The organism is Romboutsia sp. BSD2780061687b_171204_C1 (assembly GCF_015560225.1).
GTDB lineage: Bacteria > Bacillota > Clostridia > Peptostreptococcales > Peptostreptococcaceae > Romboutsia_C > Romboutsia_C hominis.
This window is the reverse complement of sequence record NZ_JADMRK010000002.1, coordinates 576,065-600,512: the sequence shown is the minus strand read 5'-3', so window position 1 is coordinate 600,512 and position 24,448 is coordinate 576,065. Positions and strand designations below refer to the sequence as shown.

Genomic DNA, 24,448 nt, shown 5'->3' with positions numbered 1-24,448 from the left:
TACCTGGTTGATAGGTCGAAGGTGTAAGTGCAGTAATGTATTTAGCTTATCGATACTAATAGGTCGAGGACTTGACCAAAATAAAATGATTGACTAAATGATATGCAGTTTTGAGGGTACTAAACTTAATCAAAAAAATAATATGCTGGTGTGGCTCAACGGTAGAGCAGCTGACTTGTAATCAGCAGGTTGTAGGTTCGATTCCTATCACCAGCTCCAGTAAAAGACTATGTATTTATACATAGTCTTTTTTGTTATAATAAATTACTTGCAATATTATAACTAATGATAAATCAAAATATAGAGTTTTATATTATATAAAAATAAATATTATATATAAATTATATTTTATAATAAAATTTATACACAATATAATCTAATTATGATATATTGTAATTAGATATATCAATAATGGATATATTAATTAATGATATAGAGGTATAGATAGTAAAATTGTTTAATCAATACCTAGACATATAAGTACAAGAGAAGAGTAGATTATGTGGGAGTAAATAGGTATTAGTGGTTGAGTAGCTTTAATAATAATTTTTGATTTATGTTTTGTTGTTAAGTTAGCTGTTATAAGTAGAATAAACGAATCAGCAATAGTTAATATGGGTAAAAAAGATTCCATTAAACATGTAGAAAAAATATTTGAATATGCGCAAAAAATAAAAATGTAAAGCTAAAGAGAGATTAAATATTGAACTAGGTTTATACCTATAGAAAGGAAGTGAGTAGAGTGAGTAGAAATAATTCACTACAAGAAGAGCAGTTAACGGAATCAGGGTATTATATACTTTTAGCATTATTAGTACCTATGCATGGTTATGGAATTAGTAAATATATAGATGAGTTGACTGAAAAAGAAGTTATAATAGGGCCTGCTACCTTATATACTATGCTAAAGAAGATGCAAGAACAAGATTATATAGAATTAGCTGGAGAAGAAGGAAGAAGAAAGATATATAAGCTTACAGAGAGAGGACTAAAAGTTATAACTATGGAAAAAGAAAGAAGATATAAGATGGCTCTTCATGGTGCAGAGGCCTTTAGTAGATTAGAGAGATAGATATAAGTAAATCAAAACGATTTAATGATAATGTAGATTAGTTATAAAGGGTAAATATAATAAATTAATGATATTAAAAAGGTGATAATTATGAGTAAAAATGTAAAATATATAGCATCAATGGGATTAGGATTTGCGGAAGAAAAAGAAATGAAAAAGCTAGGAAAATTAGCTAAAGAAGGATGGATATTTGATAATTTTGAGAAGTTATCTTATAAGCTTGTAAAAGGAGAACCTCAAAATCTTATATACTGTGTTGATTATAATGAAAATAAAGATGATTTAGATTCTTATATAGAATTAATAGAAGAAAGCGGATGGACTCATGTAACTTCTTATGATGTCTTTCATTTTTTTAAGGCACCAGAAGGAATACATCCTATATATAGTGATGGATATACTTTAGGACTTAAATACAAGGCTATGAATAAAGGTGTTAAAAAAACCGCGATTTACTCAGTAGTAATAGCTATAATAGCAGGTTTAATAACTTATATAATGGAGAATATAGCAATAGATTCAAGTGTATATGAATGCCTAAAACTTATTATTTATATGATAGCAGGAGGAGCTTTTGGATTTTTTATAGCTTTAATACCATGTAGTATGTGTATTAAAAACAAGATGAAAAAAGCAATATTATCAGCTAAAAATTAATGATTACAATTCTAAAACGTATATAAAATATTAGATAATACCTATAGGGCTAATTAATTATTATAATAAATAACTATTAAAACATAAATTAACTTATTATCATCAGTAGTTTTGCTTAAGTAATTATATTATTTATTATAAATATAATCATATATTACTAAACTAATGAATTAGTAATAATCCTTTTGAACAGGCATATTAGTTGTATAAATATGATCGATTATAGAACAAGGAAAAGTTGAATTATTAGTCCATATGATAGAAATATAGGTAAAATTTAAATTTTGACATAAATAATAATATATGATATATTATATACATCAATTAAATATTAAGTAAGCCAGACAATCGCGGGTAGCTTTTAGCTACGTGAGGAAAGTCGGAGCTCCATAGAGCAGGGTGCTAGGTAACGCCTAGTGAGAGTGATCTTAAGGAAAGTGCAACAGAAAATAACCGCCACTTTTGTGGTAAGGATGAAAAGGTGAGGTAAGAGCTCACCGTTTGCTAGGTGACTAGCAAAGCCGTGTAAACCCCACCTGGAGCAAGGCCAGAATAGGATAAAAAGGGTATTGCTCGTACCCTCCGGTTGGTAGGCCGCTTGAGTTTATTGGTGACAATAAGCCTAGAAAGATGATTGTCAAATACAGAACTCCGCTTATAGACTTGCTTATTATTTATAACACTAGTTTAGCTAGTGTTTTTTTATTGCACAAATTTATGTAAAAAATAATTAAACTAAATTGAGTATATCGAAAAATAAAGAGGATAAATATTGGAGTTAAAAGAAGCTATAGAGCTTATGCATAAAATGTACTGAAAAATAAAAAAATCTATATTAACTATATTTTTAAAATTTCAAATAATCTTTTTAAAATATCATATCTAATATTAAAATAGACCTATATACCAAGAGAAGCATTGATAATATATGTATAAGTTTATACATATATTAGAATATATTGAATTAAATTATTGTAAAAAGTTTCAGGTAAAATTGTTACATTTCTGACATATTGTTTATCCAATTTGTTCCTTTACTAACCAAAAGTATTACCTTATAATTAGCATTGCAACTTACAAAATTCGACAAGAGGTGGTGCTTATATCTAAATAAAGATTAAAGTGATAATATTATATTTATTTATTTAGATAATCGATTATATAAATAAATATAAACAATACAGAAATGTTTATATAAAAAAATATATAAACATAGATTTTAAATTGAGAAAGTTAGAATTAGAAAAAATTACATTTAATAAAAAATTTTATTTATATTATAATAGAATTCATAATAATTAAAAAGTAACTAAGAGAAGGGTAGAACTACTATGAAAAGAAAACTTAATAAAAAAAGAGTAGCGATAGCAACATTTTTACCACTAGTAGCTATACTAGCCCTATTCACAGTAATTAGAGGAGAAATGAAAAACTCAGGTAATGAAAAAATTAGTAATAGTAAAGAAATAAGTAAAGACAAGAATAACAACGATAATACTAATAGCAATGAAGTATTTGAAATGGCTAATAGTGATAAAACAGTAGAGTCAGGTGTAAAAGCAGTAAAGCGATTAGAAAGTAAAAATATTACAGAGATTCAAGAAGAAATAAATGATATTAAACGTAAAAAAGAAGAGAATGAATCTAAAGATAAAAATAAGAAGGTAGACTATAGCACTTTGTTTGAAAACTCAGTTATAATGGGAGATTCAAGGGCGGAAGGTCTTACAGAGTATGAGATATTAAGTGGCTCATCAGTAGTTGCCTATAAAGGTAGAACTACTGTAGAGGCAAAAGATGATGTATCAACCGTAGTAGATTTATCACCTTCAAATGTAATTATGACTTATGGAATGAATGACTTAGAATTATACAGTAATCCTAAAGATTTTATAAAAAGCTATGAAAAACTAATCAAAGAAGTTCAAAGTAAGTTACCAAGTTCTAAAATTTATCTAACATCTATTTTCCCAGTACAACAAAAAGCCATAAACAAACAACCTATGCTTAAAAATTTAGATAGTTTTAATATAGCATTAGAAAATATGTGCAGTGAATTAGGAATTAGATATATAAATGTAGGTACTTTAGACTCTAAGTATTATGAACCAGATGGAATACACTTTCTACCAAGTGCTTATAAATTGTGGTTAAATTCTATGGTATCACAAATGAATTTATAAGATTAGCATTTATGGACAAATCTATAAGGGAAGTGATTATATTGAAAAAGAAATTAAAAGTTAGTCTAATGATTCTTGTAGTTATGTTTTCTATGATTTTTATGAGCGGATGTGGAATTAATCAAAATAAGAAACTAGAAGATATAGAAAAAGATATAAGTAGTAAAGTTAGCTTAGATAAGATGGAAAAAGGAAATAGCAAAACTTTAAAAAGATACTATGGATTAAATTCAAATGACTTAGATGGTTTTATATTATACACTCCAAAGTCTACTATGGATGTAGATGAGATGTTAATAGTAAAAGTTAAGGATGAAAGTCAAGTTCAGTTCACAGAAGATGTTATAGACTCTAGAGTTAATAAACAATTAGAAAGCTTTAGTGGATATGGACCAAAGCAATGTGAGCTTTTAGATAATTATGAATTAAAAGTTAAAGGTAAGTACATATTTTTTGCTGTATCGCAAAAAGCAGAAGAAATGAAAGAGGCTTTTAAAGAAAGTATTGTTAAGTAATATAGTTTAAAATAAATACAATATACAAATGGCAAATTATGCAAAATATATGATTTGTATCGATATAAAAGTCAATTAACGTATACTTTATAAAATGAGAAAGTTTTAAATTAATATTTATTAAGATTTGAAATTTGCTTTAAATAAATATTTATATTTAAAAGTAATAGTATTAAGTAAAAATTGATTAATTTAATTAAATAAAGAAAATAGAAAGTAGGTAAAGGTGTGGTTTTTAGTAGTATAATTTTTATGTTTACTTTTTTACCTATAACACTAATGCTATATTATATAGCTCCTAGAAGTTTTAGAAATTTTATATTACTTCTTATAAGTTTAGTGTTTTATGCATGGGGAGAGCCTGTGTATGTATTTTTAATGATATTTACAACCATATTTGATTATATTATGGGGCTTATTATAGACAAGCATAGAGGCAAAAGTTTGTCAAAGGGTATATTTATACTCACAATAGTAGTTAACTTAGGAATATTAGGATTTTTTAAATATTATGGTTTCCTAATAGAAAATATAAATACTTTATTTTCTTTAAATATTTCCTATTCACAACTACCTTTACCTATAGGAATATCTTTTTACACATTCCAAACACTATCTTATGTAGTAGATGTGTATTTAAATAAGGTAAAAGTCCAAAAAAGTGTTATATCATTTGGACTTTATGTATCTATGTTTCCACAACTTGTAGCAGGACCTATAGTTAGATATTCTGATATAGACTACCAAATAGATAATAGAAAAGAAACTGTTAGTAAATTTGGAGAAGGTGCAGAAAGATTCATACAAGGTCTAGGAAAGAAAGTTTTATTTGCAAACAACATAGGTATGTTATTTACAAGTGTACAAGCAATGGATATAAACTCTATTTCAGTGCTTACATCATGGCTAGGAATAATAGCATACACACTTCAAATATACTTTGATTTTAGTGGATATAGTGATATGGCAATAGGTCTTGGAAAAATGTTTGGATTTGACTTTATAGAAAACTTCAACTATCCATACGTATCTAAAAGTGTTACGGAGTTTTGGAGAAGATGGCATATAAGTCTTGGAAGCTGGTTTAGAGAATATGTATATATACCATTAGGTGGTAATAGATGTTCTATACCAAAGCAAGTTAGAAACTTATTTGTAGTATGGTTTTTAACAGGTTTATGGCATGGATCTAGTTGGAACTTTATAGTTTGGGGACTATACTATGGAGTAATACTTTTTATAGAGAAGATATTCTTAAAAAATGTATTAGAAAGTATTCCATCATTTATAAGACATTTATACACTATGATACTAGTTATGATAGGATGGGTATTTTTCTCATATGATAATCTAGGAACTGGACTTTTGTATATAAGTGTTATGTTTGGATTAAATGGAAATCCAATTATAGATAGTACTTTTATGTATTATTTATATACAAATATAATAATTTTAATTCCTATAATACTATGTTCAACACCAATAGTTAACATAGTATACAAAAAAATAGTGTATAAGAAAAAATGGGGTATTATACTAGGAATAGCTATAAATTTAATAATACTATTTATAGCAACGGCATATCTAGTAAATGCAACCTACAATCCTTTCTTATACTTTAGATTCTAGGAAGGGAGATTATTATGAAAAAAAGATGCTTAAAAAATAAAAATGAATCCAAAATATATAAACAAATTAGATATAAAAATAGATATTTTAAAACTTTAACTTTAGTATTTTTAGTATTTGTATTTTCGGTATTTACATTAAATATTGTAGCTAAGGATAAAGACTTTTCAGAATCGGAAAATAGAATGCTTGCAAAGAAACCAAAGTTTACCTTTGAGAGACTATTAGAAGGTAGATTTACAACAAAATATGAAAAGTATAAGGTAGACCAATTTATAGGAAGAGATTTCTTTATAAATGTAAAGTCACATATAGATAGAATGCTTGGAAAAAAACAAAACAACGGAGTATATATATGTGATGATGGATATCTTATGGAAGGGTTTAGTAAGCCAGATAAAGAAAATTTAAATGAAAATATAAAAGCTATAAATGACTTTGCTAAAAAGCATAAGGATATAAATCAATATATGTTTATAGCACCAAATGCAATTAGCATACTAGATGATAAATTACCTACATATGCTCCAGTATTAGATCAAAAGAAATATCTAGATGATTTAAATAAATCTTTAGATAATAAAATAAACTTTATAGATTCATATAATGCACTAGATAAACATAAGGATGAATATATATACTATAAAACAGACCATCACTGGACGACTTTAGGAGCTTATTATGGATTTTTAGAAACTGCTAAAGCTATGAAGTTAGATAATAAAGGAAAAGAATATAATATAGAACCGGTAGCTAATGATTTTTATGGAACATTATACTCAAAAAGTGGATTTGCATCTAAGGATACTGATACTATAGATGTATATATTCCAAAGGATGATAATGATCAAGTAGTAGTTAATTATGTTGAGGAAAAGAAAAAAGCACCATCTATATATGATAGTGAAAAGTTAAAAACTAAGGATAAGTACGGAATATTCTTAGGAGGTAACCATCCATTAGTTAAGATAAATACAACATCAACTAGTGATAGAAAGCTATTATTAGTTAAGGATTCTTATGCAAATAGTATGGTTCAGTTTTTAACTCCTTATTTTAGCGAGATAATAATGGTTGACCCTAGATATTTCTATGAAGATATAGAAAAATTAATAGACAAAGAAAATGTAACTGATATGCTTTATTTATATAATGCTAATACATTTTTCTCTGATAATACATTAGCACCAGTTTTAAATAATATATAAATACTATTTTAAGTAAAATAATAATAGATAAGTATTAACAAAGAAAAACAATACTATTTTATATTATATAGGGTAAAATTTATATAATCAAACTACTAATTTAGATACTGTATGGCTAATATACAGTATCTTTTTTTATCGTTATTATTTATAAATATAAGGTAAAATATATAATCAATAATCAAGCTATAATGATATAATCTAATTAAATCACAATTGTTATATATTACGAAGTAATTATTAATTAAGAGATAGATTTATACTAAGCTCAATTCCTATGATTTTAATATTAGTAAAAGAATAAATCCACGAATAAGAAATTTTTGAATTAGAAAAATGATTAATAATTTATAGGAAACCAACAATATATTTACTTTATTATTGACAACTAAAAAAATATCGATTATTATAAAGATAAATTAATTGAGCTAAATTAAATTTTAATTAATTAAAATAATTACAAGAAAGAGGCTGCTATGGGTAAATACGATGTTTTAAAATTGGAAAACCAGATCTGCTTTCCTTTATATGCATTATCAAGAGAGATAATAAAGCTATATAAGCCTTATCTTGATAAATTCAATCTTACGTATACTCAGTATATTGCAATGCTTGTAATGTGGGAAGAGGAAAAGATAGTATTTAAAGAACTTGGAAGAAAACTTCATTTAGATTCTGGAACTCTTACTCCTGTATTAAAAAAGCTTGAGTCTATGGGGTTTATAGTAAAGTACAGAAGTAAAGAAGATGATAGAATTGTAATTGTTGAGCTTACTGAAAATGGAAGACAACTTAAAGATGAAGCTATTACAATTCCAGAAAAAGTATTTTGCGAGTCTAAAATTTCTGGAGAAGATGCTATTCAACTTAAATATTATTTAGATAAGATATTAGAAGGTTTTATATAATTAAAGATGTAGTTCACTTTTTAAGTGAATTCATCATCTTTGATTACATTGATACTTTCATGCATCAATTATATTAATTTTTATATACTAATCGATTGAATTAAATTAAATTTATATAAATTAAAGATATTTGGAGGGATATATTATGAAATTTTATGATTTTACTGCAAATAAAATGAATGGTGTAGAAGTTAAAATGGATGAGTATAAAGGAAAGGTGTTATTAGTTGTAAATACAGCTAGTAAATGTGGGCTTACTCCACAATTAACAGAACTTGAAGAAATGTACAAAGACTATAAAGATAGAGGGTTTGAAATACTTGGATTCCCTTGTGGTCAATTTGCTAATCAAGAGTTAGATTCAAACAAAGAAATAAGTGACTTCTGTCTTGTAAATTATGGAGTTACATTTACAATGTTCGAAAAGATAGATGTTAATGGAGAAAATGCACATCCAATATATAAATACTTAAAGGGTAATGCAAAAGGAATATTAGGAAATAAAATAAAATGGAACTTTACTAAAATCCTTATAGACGCTGAAGGTAATGTTGTTGATAGATTTGCACCTACTACAACTCCTAGTAAAATAAGAAAAGATATAGAAAAATTACTACCATAAAAGTAGTATTTTCTATTAAAAATATAAAGAGGAGTAAGATAATATGAGCGAAAGATATGATTTAGCTATAATAGGTAGTGGTCCTGCTGGATTATCAGCAGCATTAAATGCCAAAATAAGAAAGAAGAGTTTTATAATATTTGGAACTAAAGAGCTTAGTGGAAAGCTTACTAAAGCAGAAAAGATAAATAACTACTTAGGGTTCTATGGAAAAGGTGGAAAAGAAATAAGAGATGAATTCATGAACCATCTTGAGTCAATGGATATAGAAATTACAGAAGAAAAGATAAACAACATATATGCTATGGGAGATTACTACTCATTAATGGCAAAGGATAAGATTTATGAAGTATCTGCTGTAATATTAGCCACTGGTGTTAATTTCGGAAAGACATTTAAAGGTGAAGAAGAATATTTAGGTAAAGGTGTAGGATATTGTGCTACTTGTGATGCTCCTCTTTACAAAGATAAAGTTGTTGCAATAATTGCTTATAATAAGCATGATGAAGATGAGGCGAACTTTATAGGTACAATTGCATCTAAGGTTTACTATATACCAATGTATAAAGAAGAAGTTGAAGTTGACGAAAAAATAGAAATAATAAATGATACTCCATTAGAAATACAAGGTAGTATGAAAGTAGAAAAGTTAGTTCTAAAAAATTCAGAAATAGATACTGACGGAATATTTATCCTTAGAGATAGTATATCGCCAGGGCAACTTGTTCCAGGGTTAGAGCTGGATGGAAATCATGTAAAAGTAGATAGAAAAATGCAGACTAATTTAAAAGGATGTTTTGCAGCTGGTGATATTGTTGGAACTCCATACCAATATATAAAATCAGCAGGTGAAGGAAATATCGCTGCATTATCAGCTGTGTCATATATAGATGAGCTAAAAAGATGTTCAAAAAATAAAATAAATGAAATTGCATTATAGAAAAGAATAAGAGGTTCAAAAATGGTTGAAATAATAAATGAAAGTAAATTTGCAAATAAAATTAGCGAAGGAGTTGTTGTTGTAGACTTTTTTGCAACATGGTGTGGTCCATGTAAAATGCTATCTCCGATAATTGATAGTTTAGCAGAAGAAATGAAGGATAGCGTTAAATTTATAAAGGTAGATGCAGATGAGTCTGTAAATATACTACAGGAGTATGGTGTTGCTGGACTACCTACAATAGCAATTTTCAAAGAGGGTCAAAAGCAAGATATGATAGTAGGGTTCTCACCAAAAGAAATTCTTGCTGAAAAAATAGAAAATTGCTTAAACAAATAATAAATCTATAATAATAAAATAAAAGGAGAGATTAAATATGATATATACTTTCAATGTACAAGAAATAGGTGGCAATGAGGCTACAATGAAAGACTATGAAGGAAAAGTATTACTTATTGTAAATACTGCAACTGGATGCGGATTTACTCCACAATATGAAGGTCTTCAAAAAATATATGATAAATACAATGATAAGGGGTTTGAAATATTAGATTTCCCATGTAATCAATTCTTCGGGCAAGCACCAGGAACTAATGAGGAAATAGTAACTTTCTGTCAACTTAAATACAATACTACTTTTAAGACTTTTGCTAAAATAGATGTTAACGGAGAAAATGCATCTGAGTTATACAAATACTTAAGAGAGCAAGCTCCAAATGCAGAAGAAGATGCTGCTTCAGAAGGTCTTTATGCTATGCTTAAGCAAGGTGGATTCACAACAGAAGGTGATGAAATAAAATGGAACTTTACTAAATTCCTTGTTGATAGAAATGGGAATGTAATAAAAAGATATTCTCCAACTTGTGAGCCAGAAAAGATAGAAAAAGATATTGAAAGCTTACTTAAATAGATTAATTAATACTTTAAGTAAATTTAAAGATTATTATAAAAATAGTATACAACCTAGAAGTATTAATAAAAACAAAATACTAAGTCAGATGACTTAGTATTTTTATAAATAAAAAAAGTATAATGAAAAATACAATTATTACATTAAAATCTATTGTATAAAAATAATATTTTTTAATTCGCATTATTAATATAATGCGAACTTGGGAGTAGTTTAGTAAAATAATATAAAAACCACATCCATTTACTATTAATAAGTAGATGAATGTGGTTTTTATATTGTAATTCTAGTTTGATTATACTATTTGATTATATATAATCAAAATCAATTAATTGCAATATAAGGCTTACAATATATTAATTATACTTTTCACCATATATTCCATAATATAGTATTGTTTTTCTTTGTTTTAGCATAAAAATTTTTAGAGTATAAATGTAGATCAAGATAAAAAGGCTAATGATATAGTTAGTGAATCATAAGAATATATAATAACAAGTAATAAAAAATAAATGAAATGATTTAATTATGAAAGGTATAAGTAAAAAGAATAAACTAAATTATTTGGTGGAGCTTTTTATAATTAATAATTTCACTATAAATAATAAAAGTTACAATACGTAAAATTAATATATAAAAATATCATAAAGTTTTAGATACTAGAATGGTAGAAAAGATACTATGGAGGAATAAATATTGAATCAGCGTGTGAAGCAGAATAAGGTCATAATAATGTTAATTGCTATATTTTTATTGGTTAGCATCAGTGAAATTAACTCTTATGCAGAGGAAAAATGCTATAAAGAATTAGAAAATATAGAACCAGAAAATAATGAAGAAACAATAGATGAAAAAGAAATAAGTGAGATTATAAACATAAGCGATGTAAATTTAAAAAGAGCAATAAATAAAGAATTAGATAAAAGTGATATAAACTCGTCTGTAACAAAATCAGAAATAGAAAGTCTTAAAAGTATAAGCTCAGATAATGGAAGCAATAAAAATATAAAAAGTCTGTCAGGCCTAGAATATGCAACGAATCTAGAAAGTATAGATTTATCAAATAATAATATAGAAAGTATAAATGAAATAAAAAACTTATTTACAAATGGAAAACTAAAAAGTGTAAATATATCAAATCAAATCATAGATCTTGGAACTGAGAGCATAATAGAAAATAAGTACAGAATATATAATAGTATAGATAATCTAGATAACAAGCAAATAGTACCAAACTATATAAGTGATAATGGAAAATATGTAGAAGGTAATGTACTGTGGGATGATTTAGAAAGCTTTAAAGATTATAACTTATACTATAACTTTGAAGAAAATGTAGACAAAGATGGGAAGCACTTAGTATTTGGTGGTAGAGCATATAAGTATCTTCAAGTGGGAGGAGATGTATCATCAATAAATAATGATAAACAAGAAAATAATCAAGAATCAAATAAAGGTGAAAATTTAGATTCAAGCGATGATAAAGATGTTGATAATGATAATATAACAGATAATAATATAGACAAAGATATAAATGTAAACGAAGTAAATATAGATAAAAAAAATAACTCTAATAATGAAGTGACAAATACCGATGATGATAAAATTGAAGACAGCAAAGAGAAAAGTCAAAAACAAGAAGTAAAGAAGGAAGAAAATAAAGAAGAAAGTAGTTTATTAACACCAGAAGTGATGACATCAATAGCTATATTTGGTATAGGTATAGGTATTAAATTTATGAATATGAAGTAGCATTATATTACTTTAAATGATAAAACTAGATAATTTAGTATAAAGTTTATCAAATAAACTTCATTAAATTGAAAATTGTTGTATAATATAGAATGATAATTAAAATGTTAATAACATTACAGATAAATATACAATAGAAAATTATTATATTAATTTATGAAGGGAAGTAAATGCGATGACAGTTAAAAAAGCTATAATACCAGCGGCTGGATTAGGAACAAGATTTTTACCAGCTACAAAATCTCAACCAAAAGAAATGCTACCAATAGTAGATAAACCAACTTTACAATATATAATAGAAGAAGCAATAGAATCAGGTATAGAGGAAATATTAATAATAACAGGAAGAAATAAAAAGTCAATAGAAGACCATTTTGACAAGTCTGTTGAATTAGAACTTGAACTTGAGCAAAAAGGAAAAACTGAAATGTTAGAAATGGTAAGAAATATATCTAATATGGTAAATATACACTATATAAGACAAAAAGAACCAAAAGGATTAGGTCATGCTATACATTGTGCTAAAAGTTTCATAGGAAACGAACCATTTGCAGTACTTTTAGGAGATGATATAGTTGACAATGAAACTCCTTGTTTAAAGCAATTAATAGGTGCTTATGATGAGTACAAAACAAGTATATTAGGAGTACAAGAAGTTGCTAAAGAAGATACTTGTAAATATGGAATATTAGATGTTAAACACATAGAAGATAGAGTTTATAAAGTTAAGGACATGGTTGAAAAACCAGCTGTTGAAGAAGCTCCATCAAACATAGCTATACTTGGAAGATATATAATAACTCCAGCTATATTTGATATACTTGAAAATCAAGAGCCAGGAAAAGGTGGAGAAATACAATTAACAGATGCTCTTAAGACTTTAGGAAACCAAGAAGCAATATATGCATACAACTTTGAAGGAAGAAGATACGATGTAGGAGATAAGTTTGGGTTCTTAGAAGCAACTATAGATTTTGCTTTAAAAAGAGATAACTTAAGAGATGATTTAATGAACTACATGAGAAAAATAGTAAATGAAGAAGATAAAAAAGAATTAGTATCAGATAAAGAAGTAGCATCAGATAAAGAGTAATAGTTTATATATTTAAATTCCAAAACAAAGACTAAAAACAATAATATATATTTAAACTATTAAGTATGCCTAGACATAAATTTATGCAAAAATATTATGACTAGGCTTTAAAAATAAAAAATATTAGAGAAAGAATGTGATGAATATGGCAGTTTTAGTAAGTGGTGGTGCTGGGTACATAGGAAGCCATACTGTAATAAAGCTATTGGAAGAAAACCATGAAGTAATAATAGTTGACAACTTATGTAATAGTAGCAAAGAGGTTGTAAATAGAATAATAGAGCTAAGTGGTAAAACTCCAAAATTTTATGAAATAGATATTACAGATAAAGAAAAGATGGATAAGGTATTTGAAGAAAATAATATAGATTCCATAATACATTTTGCATCACTTAAGGCTGTAGGAGAATCGGTATCTATGCCTATTGAATACTATTCAAATAATCTAATAACTACACTAGTCCTATTTGAACTTATGAAAAAATATAATGTTAAAAACTTCGTATTTAGTTCATCAGCAACAGTATATGGAAGTCCTAAAACTTGCCCAATAAAAGAAGACTTCCCACTATCAGTAACAAACCCATATGGAAGAACGAAATTAATAATAGAAGATATGATAAGAGATATATGCTATGCAGATAAAGATTTAAATATAGCTATACTTAGATATTTTAATCCAATAGGTGCACATAAGAGCGGAAGAATAGGTGAAGAACCAGTTGGAATACCAAATAATATAATGCCATATATAACTAAAGTTGCAGTAGGTCAGCTTCCATATTTAAATGTATTTGGAAATGATTATGATACAGTAGATGGAACTGGAGTTAGAGATTACATACATGTATTAGACTTAGCATATGGACATGTAAAAGCACTAGAAAAACTAGATGAAAATCCAGGTTTAGTTACATACAACCTTGGAACAGGGAAAGGATATAGTGTATTACAACTTGTAGAGGCATTTTCTAAAGCAAGTAATAAAGAAATTCCATATAAAATAGCACCAAGAAGAGAAGGTGATATAGCAACTTGCTATGCAGACCCTTCAAAAGCAGAAAAAGAGCTTGGATGGAAAGCTAAGTATGGAATAGAAGAGATGTGTGAAGATTCATGGAGATGGCAAAGTAATAATCCAAATGGATATGAAGTAAAAAAGTTTGATGAAGTAGCAATTGGCAAAGAATAGTATACAAGCTATTTTAATAGGTTCTATGTAGAACATATTAAAATAGCTTTTTTAATTACAAAGAAAATAAATATTTAAGTAGATGAAATTTTGTTTAAAATTTATTATAAAAAAGCATAAAAAGGAAATAATGTAAAATAAAAATAATTAAAAGGAGAGATTGATATAAAAAAATTCATAAGTTTAGTAACTATATTAAGCACACTAATTCCCATACAAATATATGCATCAGAATGCATAATAGGAGGAGAAAATAGATTTGAAACATCTATAGAAATATCTAAGAATTTTAAAATATCTAAAGAAGTAATAATAGTAAATTCAAAGTCAATTCCAGATATGCTATGTGCAAGTATATTAGCATCTCAAATAAACTCACCAATACTTCTAACTAAATATAACAAAATAGATAATAAAACAATAGAAGAAATCAAAAGGCTAGAAACAGAAAAAGTATATATAATAGGTGGGAAATCTGTAATTCATGAAAACGTAGAAAATCAGATTAAAGAAAATAACTTAAACATTGAAAGAATAAGTGGAAAAGATAGATATGAAACATCAGTCCAAATAGCAAATAAAATAAACATCATAAGCAATGAAAAATGTGATGAAGTAATAGTTGTTAATGGACAAGAAACTTTAGTAGATGCAATATCAATAGCACCAGTAGGAGGAAGTAAAAATATCCCAATCATATTATCAAAAAGTGATAACATAGAACATGGTTATAAATGGATAAAAGATAAGTATATAGATAAGACTTATGTTATAGGAGGGGAAGATTCAATATGTAATGAAATATTGAAAAAACTACCAAACCCAAAGAGAATAAGTGGTAAAGATAGATATGAAACTAATGGGAAAATAATAAGAGAATTTTATCCTGATAAATTAAATAAAGTATACTACTGTAAAGGAAATAGTGAAGATTTAGTAGATGGAGTATTAATAACACCATTAGCTACAAAAGAACAATCACCTATTGTAGTATTAGGCGAAAGTATTGACAATACTCAAAAAGAAGTGCTAAAAGAAAAAGAAATAAAAAAACTTATACAAGTTGGGTATGGGATACATAAAAATGCAAAGAATGAACTAATTAGTATTAAAGAAAATTATAAACCACTAAAACCAGTAAATCCACCTACAAAACCAACACCACCGACAGAGCCATCAATAAAACCAGAAGAATCAATACCGCCAGCGCCAATAGAGCCACCAACAGAACCGGAAGAATCAATACCTCCAACGCCAATAGAGCCACCAACAGAGCCAGAAGAATCGATACCACCAACAACAATAGAACCACCTCTAGAGATAGAAGATAAATTATCACCCAATTATGTGAATCATAGTATTGATAATGAAAAGAGAATAATAAACATAGAATTTGATGAAGACATAGATAGCAATGTAGATTATATAAAAGAAAAAATAAAAATAGAAGTAGATCCTAATTGTATATTAAAATTAGAAAATAAAGATTTTAATACAACTTTAGATGAAGTAAAATATATTAAATTAAGTAAATATGATGATGTAAAAATAGATAACAACAACCTAATAATAAAATTACAAGAAGAAATTGTAGGTAAAGATAGTAAGATAATAATAGAAAAAGAAAGCATAAAAGATAAATATGGCAATATCATAGAAGAAGATATAATAATAGAAAACTTAGATGGAGTAGATAAAAATATAGCATTTGTAAAAAATGAAGATGAAATAAGAAAGTATATAAAAATAGCATCACAAGACAAGGAAACTATAATAAAACTAGAAAATCATATTAAAATAGCAACAAACAACTATTTAAATATAAATAATAAAGTAACTATAGATGGAAGTAATGGTGAAGAAAATTATAGTATAGAGACACTAAGTTTGCAAAATCCAGGAATATTTATAGGTCATGATGGAGTAGAGCTTAGAAATTTTAATATAAAATCAAGACAAGAATCTATATCTATACAAATGTGTTCAGATATAAAGCTTAAAAATATGAATATAGAAACACAATCGGAAATTTTACCAGCTATAAGTATTTCAAGTTCAAATGTTAAAGTAGATAATATTGTAGGAAAGAGTAATAAATCTACAATTAGTTTAAATGAATCTTATATTAAAAATCGTGTATCAAAACTTATATTAGAAGGAAGGGTGACAAATAGTTTAAATGATGAAAATGTAATAAAATCAAGTGATACTATATACAGCAAGATCCCTTCTATATATGTTGAAAATAAAATAACAGAAGATGTAAATACACCTAAAAATAAAATAATATTAGGAGAAAATTTAGAGAAAGATTATATAAACAATAACTACGAAATAATTAATCAAAGTGATGAATACAAAACATATGAATTATATTTTGAAATATAAAATAACATAAGTTATTATAAAATATAGAAAATCTAACCATTTATGACTACTAATAGAAACTGTAATAATGTATAATAGAAACTGACTAAATTTATAAATGGAGAGATTCAATGGCTTTAGAACAGTTTTTAGAAGTTTTTATTAGAGAATATGGATTAATAAGTATGTTTTTATTAGTAGCATTAGAATATGCAAATTTTCCACTACCTAGTGAAGTAGTACTACCACTTATAGGTATGGTAGGAGCATCATATGATATGGATTTTGTGACTATACTTATAACAACAACAATAGCGGGAATAGTGGGATCTTTATTAAATTATTGGTTAGGAGCAAAATTTGGAGATGGACTTTTAGATTATATTAGAAAAAAGTTTCCAAAAACTAAAAAATCTCTTTCAGCATCTTATAATTTTATAAAAAAATATAATAAATCAGCTATAATGTTATCTAGATTTGTGCCTGTAGCAAGAACAGCTATTTCATTAGTAGCTGGAACTGTGAAAATGAATGTATGGTATTTTATACTATATTCAAGTATAGGAATACTTTTCTGGAACTTAGTATTAATAGGTGGAGGATACTTTATAGGAAACAAAGTATTAGCAAGTGGCGGAATTATAAATACTATAGTAATGGTGACAACAGTATTAGTAGTTGGAATAGTAATAATACTATTTATAAAAAACATAAAAAAATCAAACTGTAAAAGTAAAAACTAAGATTATATATTAAAAATATAATAGTAAAAAGTCCCTTGAGATAATATAGTTATTATTTCAAGGGATTTTTTATATAAAACATTTAGATAGTATTAGTTAAATTAGCAAATTGGATTTTTAATTGTAATAATATATATACAAATATATATACAAAGTAATAAAAAATTTAATTTCATAACAAAAAATAATGAAATAAAAATAATAAAATAAAAGTAAATGAAAAAATAAGGGAAAATAGCAATTAATAACACTAAAGGAAACCCCCTTAAATAAGTCTAACTAAGTAATTCAAGCAATATATTAGAAATCAGGGGGGAGGAATAAGAGTGAAAAAAAAGCTAAAAAAACACATATCTATAATATCAACAATGGTATTAATATTAGCATTTTCTTTTATAAACATAATAAACATAGAAGCAGCAAGTAAACATCTCTTAGTTATAAATTCAAAAACTAATAGGATGGGATATTATGTTAATAATAAGTTTGTTAGGGAATACAGGGTAGCAACAGGCAAAAAAAGTACACCAACTCCACAGGGAAAATTTAAAATAGTAAATAAGATTAAAAATAGACCATATTATTCAGGGGGAATACCAGGAGGAGATCCTAGAAATCCACTAGGTGATAGATGGTTAGGGCTTCAAGTAGGCTTAACTTATGGAACAACATACGGAATACATGGAAACAATAATGAAAGCTCAATAGGTAAACATGTATCAGGTGGATGTATAAGAATGCACAACAAGGAAATTAGAGATTTATTTGAAAAAATACCAAATAAAAGTGAAGTAATAATAAAGTATACAGACCAAAGCTTTAAACAAATAGCAGCAGGCTATAAAATAAGTTTAACTGATGGAAATGAAATAAAAACAGGATGGCAGACAATATCAGGAAAGAAATACTACTTTGATGGTAATGGAGTAATGCAGACAGGTCTTAAAAACTTAAATGGAAATAGCTATTACTTTGCAAATGATGGGATAATGAGAACAGGATGGCAAGAAGTTGTAAAGGGAAGAAAAAGTTACTTTGATAGCAATGGAGCAATGAAAATAAAGTGGCAAGTGATAGATGGGAAAAAATATTACTTAAATCCATTAAATGGAGTGGCACTTTGGAATTGGCAATATCTAGATGGTAATAAATATTATTTTGGACCAGATGGAGTGTTAAGAACAGGACTTCAAACAGTAGGTAATGAAAAATATTACTTTGGAAATGATGGAATAATGAGAATAGGATGGCAAGAAGTCGTAAAAGGTAGAAGAAGCTACTTTGATAATAACGGAGTAATGAAAATAAAGTGGCAAGTAATAGGCGGTAAAAGATATTATTTGAATCCACTAAATGGAGTATCATTATGGTACTGGCAAGAGTTAGATGGTAATAAATATTATTTTGGAAATGATGGAGTAGTAAGAACTGGTTGGCAAATAATAGATGGTAAAAAATATTACTTTAATCCAGATGGATCAATGCAACAAAGATGGGAAGAACTAGATGGAAATATGTATTACTTTGGATTTGATGGAGCAGTTAGAACAGGATGGCAAAATATAAATGAAAAAACATATTACTTTAATGGTGATGGAGTGCTTCAAAAAGGAATAGTAGAGATAGATGGTAAAAGCTATTACTTTAATGAATATGGAGAGATGGAAAGAAACACAGTAGTAGGTAATGGAGTAATAATAGATGAAAATGGAGTGATAATTGATTTCGGAGAGGGGATGTAGAAATACATCCCTTTTTTCATATATAAAAATAGAGATTATATGGTATAATAAACAAGCTATAAACTTATGCAAAAAGGAGTGGAAACTTTGACAGAAAAAATAGCAAAACATAAATCAGAGATATTGTTATTTATATCAGTAGCAATTATATACTTAGCAATAGCTATAATATTTTATTCAAAAACAACAATATTCTATGATACAAATAATACGTATGATGTATTATTAGATACAGATACAGGTGTATTATTTAATTGGAATACATTTGCGTTAGCGCAAGATAATAGTAAACATATACTATTCATGCAGATAGTATCATTAATAGGATATCCAATACATTTACTGAGTACGAACATAGCTACTAATTTTAATATAGGGTTTAACCATGTATATGGTATGGGGTTAATACTATTACAAATATTAGTAAGTTCAGCGTCAATAACAATGGTATATAGTACAATAAAGAAATTAAATATAAAAAGGGAAATACTAGCACTAATAATAAGTATGATGGTATTTTCATTCCCTCAAATATTTATGACTATGAATGTAGAGAGATTTATATATGGCCAGTTATCATTAGTATTCTTTGTATTCTTAGTAAATAAACTTAAAAATAAAGAATCATACTGGATAGATATAGCTGCAATACCTTTATTCGGAATAACTCTTACCAATATATATATGTATGGAATAAACTTATTATTAGAGTTTAAAATAAACATCAAAAAAATGGCAAAGCATATTGGAGCATTTGTATTAGCAGCTTATGTAATTATCGTATCATCAAGAGCATATAATAGCTTTTTCATGGTAAAAGATATAGTCAAAAGTGATACAAAATTTATACAAGTAATACCTATGTTTGAAAAACTAAAGATGACATTAGTAAGATTACTATACCCAACAATGTATTTTCCTAGTGCAAAATTTGAAAATGGGATGTTTTTACAACAAGGACTTCCTAATATGATATTTTTCCTAATATTTTTAGTATTATTTGTATGTGCAATAATAGGAGGTATAAAACACTATAAAGAAAGAATACCTCAATTATGTTTAGGGGCAATACTTGCGAATATAACATTACATGGAATAATAGGATATAACCTAAAAAATGCAAACATAATGGCAATATATTTTTCATTTGCAATAATAATACTTTTAGCTTATTTTGCAAAATCTTTACCTAAAAAATATACAAAAATATTCATTATATTCTTAGTAGTAGTACTAGTAACTATGATAATAAGTAATATACAAGGATTTTTAAAAATATTAGAAATAGGTATGAATAATTATCCTAAATAAGACACAAAGAAGGTGAATATATGCAAAATTTAAAAGAAGAAATTGTCATTGAAGATAGCATAATAAAAGAAAACATAATAGGTCAATACATAAAGCTTATGAGACCAAATCAGTACATAAAAAACTTATTTGTAGTAGCGGCACTAATATTTTCAAATAACATAGGAAATTTAGATTTAATATATAAAACAATAATAGCATTTATATCATTTTGTCTAATATCATCAGCTGTATATGTGTTAAATGATATAGTAGATATAGAAAAAGATAAATTACATCCTAAAAAATGTAAAAGACCACTAGCAAGTGGGAAAATAAAAATACAAAATGCAGTAGTATTGTTAATAGGATTAGTAGTAGTAGCACTAGTTTTATCATCAAAAATAAACTTAAAACTAACAGCCATAATATTTATATACTTAATAAATAACCTATTATACTCATTTAAAATAAAAAATGTAGTACTACTAGATGTATTTTCAATAGCAATAGGATTTATATTGAGAGTATGTGCAGGTAGTGTAGCAATAGGAGTAGAATTATCAAGTTGGATAATATTATGTACATTCTTCTTATCTTTATACTTAGGGCTAGGTAAAAGAAAAAAAGAAATAGAAGGACTTAAAAATCAAGCAGGAGAACATAGAAAAATATTAAAAGAGTATAACTCAGAAATAATAAACCAGATGATGGGAGTAGTATTAAGTTCTGTGATAGTATGTTATGCGCTTTACTCAACAAGTAATCCAGATAAACCTCAAATGATATATACAACAATATTTGTAGTATATGGAGTGCTTAGATATAACTATATAATAAATACAACAGAAGAAGGAAACCCAACTGATGTAGTATTAAAAGATAGAACTCTACAAATAAATGTGATATTATGGGTATTAAGTTGCCTATTAATATTAATGTAGGAGGGTATATGAAAAAGAAAGTACTATTACTAGATATAGACTATACAGTAATAAATACAGATAGTATGATAGACTTTATACTATACTCACTAAAAACAAAGCCATTAAAAACAATAATAAAAATACCATATATATTTATAACTCTAGTAGGGTATGCATTAAAGTTAACTAGCTTGAAAAAAGCAAAAGAAGCTGTATTTAGCCCAATAGTAAACTTTAGTGAAGAAGAATTAAAAGAATTTTTTGATAAAAAATTAAAAGTTAAGATAAATAAAAATATAAAAGACATAATAGAAAAATCAAAAAAAGATTCAACAATAATAATGATAACTGCATCACCAAAAGCATATATGAAATATTTCAAAGAATATAAATATGCAGATGAAGTGATAGGTACAGAATTATTATATGAAAATAATAGATATAAAAATGAAATAATAGGAAACAACTGTAAAGGGAAAGAGAAAGTAAAAAGAATTGAAGAAGTATTAAATAAACTAGATATAGAAATAGACTATGAAAATTCATATTCATACTCAGATTCAATGAGCGATATGCCAATGTTTGAATTAGTAAAAAATGCATATCTAGTAAACAAAAAAGATGGAAGTATAAAAGAAAAAATAAATCATAAATATATACAAAAAGCATAGCTATAACCATTAACCACCAGTATTAAAAATTGGTGGTTAAATACTAAATAGGAGAATAATATGGATATATTAAAAAAGTATAGAGAAAGCATCATGTATTTAGTCTTTGGAGGGCTAACAGTAGGTGTTAATATAGCTACATATATAGGATTAACAAGAATAATAGAACTAAACTATATGGTAGCAAATATAATAGCATGGATAGTAGCAGTAATATTTGCATATATAACAAATAAGTTTTTTGTATTTGAAAGTAATAATACAGAGCTAGAATTTTTAATAAAAGAATTTACGTCATTTGTAAGTTGTAGACTATTATCAGGTGTAATGGAAATGATATTAATGTATGTGATGATAGATATGATGGGAATCAATGACTTTATAACAAAGATATTTACAAACATATTAGTAATAGTACTAAACTATGTACTAAGCAAAGTAATAATATTTAAAAAAAAAGCGTCATAAAATTATGACGCTTTTTTCATATCCATATTATTTTTTATATTTATATTAGATGAATTAAATTTAAGCTTAAAATTCTCAAACCTACCAAAAGTTTTGGCAAATATAATATTAATTAAAATAACAGCAACAATATTTATAAGAGTTAAAGCACATCTTAAAACAAAGTTGTATCCAGTTAAATTAAATAAATATAGATAAATAGGCTGTAGTAATAAATAAGTAAAAGGTTGATATAAATAAAGGGTAAAACCATAAGCACTATAAATATCAACAATATTTCTTATATAAGGTAAATCCCCAAATTTTAATATAACTTTTCTAAACATATATAAAAAGCTAAAAGCAGTCATAGTAAAAACTAAGAATGCAAAATTTGGAGGGAATTTATTAGTAGACATATTTAAAACATATCTATCACCCTTAACAATTAAAACTAAAGCTATAAAAAGAATCAAAGATATAGCTATATTTTTGACTACTGAAATATTAACATCCTTAAATTTTGTATAGAAAAATCCTGTATAAATCCAAAAAGCATAGAAAATAACACTTTTAAAATCAATATTAAGAGTAGTATTTTCAAAATAGAATACTAATATTGCAATAAATAATAAAGGGATAAATTTAAAAATACCTTTTAGACTTTCAAATAACTTAAACATTGGGGGTATGAAAGGTACTAACAATAAGTACACAGGCATAAACCATAAATGCCAAGTAATAAAAGGTATGAAAACCCCAGGTTTCTTTAAAGGATGTAGTGTATCATATACAAATATACTTATAGGAGAATCAGTAATAGAAGTTCCTAAAATATAAGCTATATATTGAATGAAAATAACAAATAGTCCAAAAATAAGATATGGAACTATAACCCTTGGAACACGAGATATAAGGTATTTAATGTAGCTTTTTTTTGAGCTAAGAGAATAACTAGCACCAGTAATAAAAAATACCACAGCCATTTCAAATAAGAAAAGTGACTTTAAAACGTGATTAGAAACAGGGAACCAAAATAGAGTATGTATAACTCCAACTACATACATCATTATAAGACCGCGATAAATATCTAGTTTTTTGTCTCTCAAAATGTCAACTCCTTGTAAAATGTAATATATCCAAATAAATATTATACCATATATAAAAGAAATCTTAGATATATAGTTATTACTTTAATAAATATAAATAGATGAAACTGGTAGAACAGTAAATACTGGTTTTGAAAACTTTGCTGATATGAAGGATCAAATTATATATATTGAAACAGGAGCAGAAGATAGTGGATACGATGAAGGAAAAGATATTGCACTAGGAAGATTTACAGAATTTTTCAAAGAAGAGAATATGGGGCCAGGTACAATTCTAAATGATATGTATATAAAATATATAAAGATGATGTTCACTTTAGAAGTTGAGGTAGATGGAAAAACTGAAATTGAACCAGTAGCTTTAACTTGGAATCCATTAGCAAAGGATGTACAATAATAAACTTAAAATAAAAATATAAGATTTTAAACATATATTAAAATAAAGAAGGGATATCTAAAGTGGATCCGTTGT

Annotated in this window: 23 protein-coding genes, 1 tRNA gene, 1 rRNA gene and 1 other RNA gene; 25 read left to right on the top strand and 1 reads right to left on the bottom strand. The window is 26.3% G+C overall.

The features are described from left to right. The 24 genes from I2H23_RS07845 to I2H23_RS07730 form a co-directional block, all read left to right on the top strand. Positions 1-79 (top strand): 23S ribosomal RNA (locus I2H23_RS07845); the annotation flags it as partial. A gap of 65 nt (positions 80-144) precedes the next feature. Beyond that, a tRNA-Thr gene (locus I2H23_RS07840) sits at positions 145-219 on the top strand. Positions 220-742: 523 nt separating this feature from the next. Further along, positions 743-1,072 carry a PadR family transcriptional regulator gene (locus tag I2H23_RS07835; protein ID WP_195581438.1) on the top strand — a complete coding sequence of 110 codons (330 nt, stop codon included), beginning with the start codon at positions 743-745 and terminating at the stop codon, positions 1,070-1,072. A 90-nt stretch (positions 1,073-1,162) separates the two neighbouring features. Beyond that, complete coding sequence (locus I2H23_RS07830; protein ID WP_195581437.1) at positions 1,163-1,729, top strand: DUF2812 domain-containing protein; 567 nt, start codon at positions 1,163-1,165, stop codon at positions 1,727-1,729. A gap of 332 nt (positions 1,730-2,061) precedes the next feature. Further along, positions 2,062-2,403, top strand: an RNA gene (gene rnpB, locus I2H23_RS07825) — RNase P RNA component class A. 657 nt (positions 2,404-3,060) lie between these two features. Beyond that, positions 3,061-3,912 carry a GDSL-type esterase/lipase family protein gene (locus I2H23_RS07820; protein ID WP_195581436.1) on the top strand — a complete coding sequence of 284 codons (852 nt, stop codon included), beginning with the start codon at positions 3,061-3,063 and terminating at the stop codon, positions 3,910-3,912. 41 nt (positions 3,913-3,953) lie between these two features. Beyond that, positions 3,954-4,427 carry a DUF4358 domain-containing protein gene (locus I2H23_RS07815; RefSeq protein ID WP_240294387.1) on the top strand — a complete coding sequence of 158 codons (474 nt, stop codon included), beginning with the start codon at positions 3,954-3,956 and terminating at the stop codon, positions 4,425-4,427. A gap of 252 nt (positions 4,428-4,679) precedes the next feature. Then, positions 4,680-6,056: an MBOAT family O-acyltransferase gene (locus tag I2H23_RS07810; protein WP_207741707.1), complete on the top strand. Its 1,377-nt coding sequence runs from the start codon at positions 4,680-4,682 to the stop codon at positions 6,054-6,056. Between the two features lie 14 nt (positions 6,057-6,070). Then, on the top strand, positions 6,071-7,264 hold the full coding sequence (locus tag I2H23_RS07805; RefSeq protein WP_195581433.1) for a DHHW family protein: 1,194 nt from the start codon (positions 6,071-6,073) through the stop codon (positions 7,262-7,264). A 476-nt stretch (positions 7,265-7,740) separates the two neighbouring features. Then, complete coding sequence (locus I2H23_RS07800) at positions 7,741-8,172, top strand: MarR family winged helix-turn-helix transcriptional regulator (RefSeq protein WP_092923831.1); 432 nt, start codon at positions 7,741-7,743, stop codon at positions 8,170-8,172. 145 nt (positions 8,173-8,317) lie between these two features. Then, on the top strand, positions 8,318-8,794 hold the full coding sequence (locus I2H23_RS07795) for a glutathione peroxidase (protein WP_195581432.1): 477 nt from the start codon (positions 8,318-8,320) through the stop codon (positions 8,792-8,794). A gap of 43 nt (positions 8,795-8,837) precedes the next feature. Continuing rightward, positions 8,838-9,734, top strand: coding sequence for an NAD(P)/FAD-dependent oxidoreductase (locus I2H23_RS07790; RefSeq protein ID WP_092923836.1), 897 nt, complete (start codon positions 8,838-8,840; stop codon positions 9,732-9,734). Between the two features lie 21 nt (positions 9,735-9,755). Further along, positions 9,756-10,073, top strand: a complete 318-nt coding sequence (gene trxA, locus I2H23_RS07785; protein ID WP_195581431.1) for a thioredoxin — start codon at positions 9,756-9,758, stop codon at positions 10,071-10,073. Positions 10,074-10,110: 37 nt separating this feature from the next. Beyond that, complete coding sequence (locus I2H23_RS07780) at positions 10,111-10,644, top strand: glutathione peroxidase (protein ID WP_092923842.1); 534 nt, start codon at positions 10,111-10,113, stop codon at positions 10,642-10,644. 708 nt (positions 10,645-11,352) lie between these two features. Further along, positions 11,353-12,396: an Ig-like domain-containing protein gene (locus I2H23_RS07775; RefSeq protein ID WP_176698643.1), complete on the top strand. Its 1,044-nt coding sequence runs from the start codon at positions 11,353-11,355 to the stop codon at positions 12,394-12,396. Between the two features lie 175 nt (positions 12,397-12,571). Next, positions 12,572-13,489: a UTP--glucose-1-phosphate uridylyltransferase GalU gene (gene galU / locus I2H23_RS07770; protein ID WP_092923848.1), complete on the top strand. Its 918-nt coding sequence runs from the start codon at positions 12,572-12,574 to the stop codon at positions 13,487-13,489. A 145-nt stretch (positions 13,490-13,634) separates the two neighbouring features. Beyond that, on the top strand, positions 13,635-14,681 hold the full coding sequence (gene galE / locus I2H23_RS07765; RefSeq protein ID WP_092927393.1) for a UDP-glucose 4-epimerase GalE: 1,047 nt from the start codon (positions 13,635-13,637) through the stop codon (positions 14,679-14,681). 159 nt (positions 14,682-14,840) lie between these two features. After that, on the top strand, positions 14,841-17,069 hold the full coding sequence (locus I2H23_RS07760; RefSeq protein WP_330615402.1) for a cell wall-binding repeat-containing protein: 2,229 nt from the start codon (positions 14,841-14,843) through the stop codon (positions 17,067-17,069). 110 nt (positions 17,070-17,179) lie between these two features. Then, positions 17,180-17,791, top strand: coding sequence for a DedA family protein (locus I2H23_RS07755; protein ID WP_195237145.1), 612 nt, complete (start codon positions 17,180-17,182; stop codon positions 17,789-17,791). Positions 17,792-18,117: 326 nt separating this feature from the next. Further along, a complete protein-coding gene (locus I2H23_RS07750; RefSeq protein ID WP_195581429.1) occupies positions 18,118-19,533 on the top strand; it encodes a L,D-transpeptidase family protein in 1,416 nt (471 codons plus the stop codon). Positions 19,534-19,611: 78 nt separating this feature from the next. After that, positions 19,612-20,844 (top strand): DUF6080 domain-containing protein, encoded by a 1,233-nt coding sequence (locus I2H23_RS07745; RefSeq protein WP_442970792.1) that lies wholly within the window; start codon positions 19,612-19,614, stop codon positions 20,842-20,844. Between the two features lie 20 nt (positions 20,845-20,864). Continuing rightward, complete coding sequence (locus I2H23_RS07740; protein WP_195581427.1) at positions 20,865-21,767, top strand: decaprenyl-phosphate phosphoribosyltransferase; 903 nt, start codon at positions 20,865-20,867, stop codon at positions 21,765-21,767. A gap of 8 nt (positions 21,768-21,775) precedes the next feature. Beyond that, complete coding sequence (locus tag I2H23_RS07735; protein WP_166505969.1) at positions 21,776-22,420, top strand: HAD-IB family hydrolase; 645 nt, start codon at positions 21,776-21,778, stop codon at positions 22,418-22,420. Positions 22,421-22,480: 60 nt separating this feature from the next. Then, complete coding sequence (locus I2H23_RS07730; protein ID WP_195581426.1) at positions 22,481-22,888, top strand: GtrA family protein; 408 nt, start codon at positions 22,481-22,483, stop codon at positions 22,886-22,888. A 2-nt stretch (positions 22,889-22,890) separates the two neighbouring features. Here the strand turns inward: I2H23_RS07730 and I2H23_RS07725 are convergent, their stop codons facing one another. Next, positions 22,891-23,976, bottom strand: a complete 1,086-nt coding sequence (locus I2H23_RS07725) for an acyltransferase family protein (protein ID WP_195581425.1) — start codon at positions 23,974-23,976, stop codon at positions 22,891-22,893. Positions 23,977-24,124: 148 nt separating this feature from the next. Between I2H23_RS07725 and I2H23_RS07720 the strand changes: the two genes are divergently transcribed. Continuing rightward, positions 24,125-24,373, top strand: coding sequence for a hypothetical protein (locus I2H23_RS07720; RefSeq protein WP_195581424.1), 249 nt, complete (start codon positions 24,125-24,127; stop codon positions 24,371-24,373). Positions 24,374-24,448 lie beyond the last annotated feature (75 nt).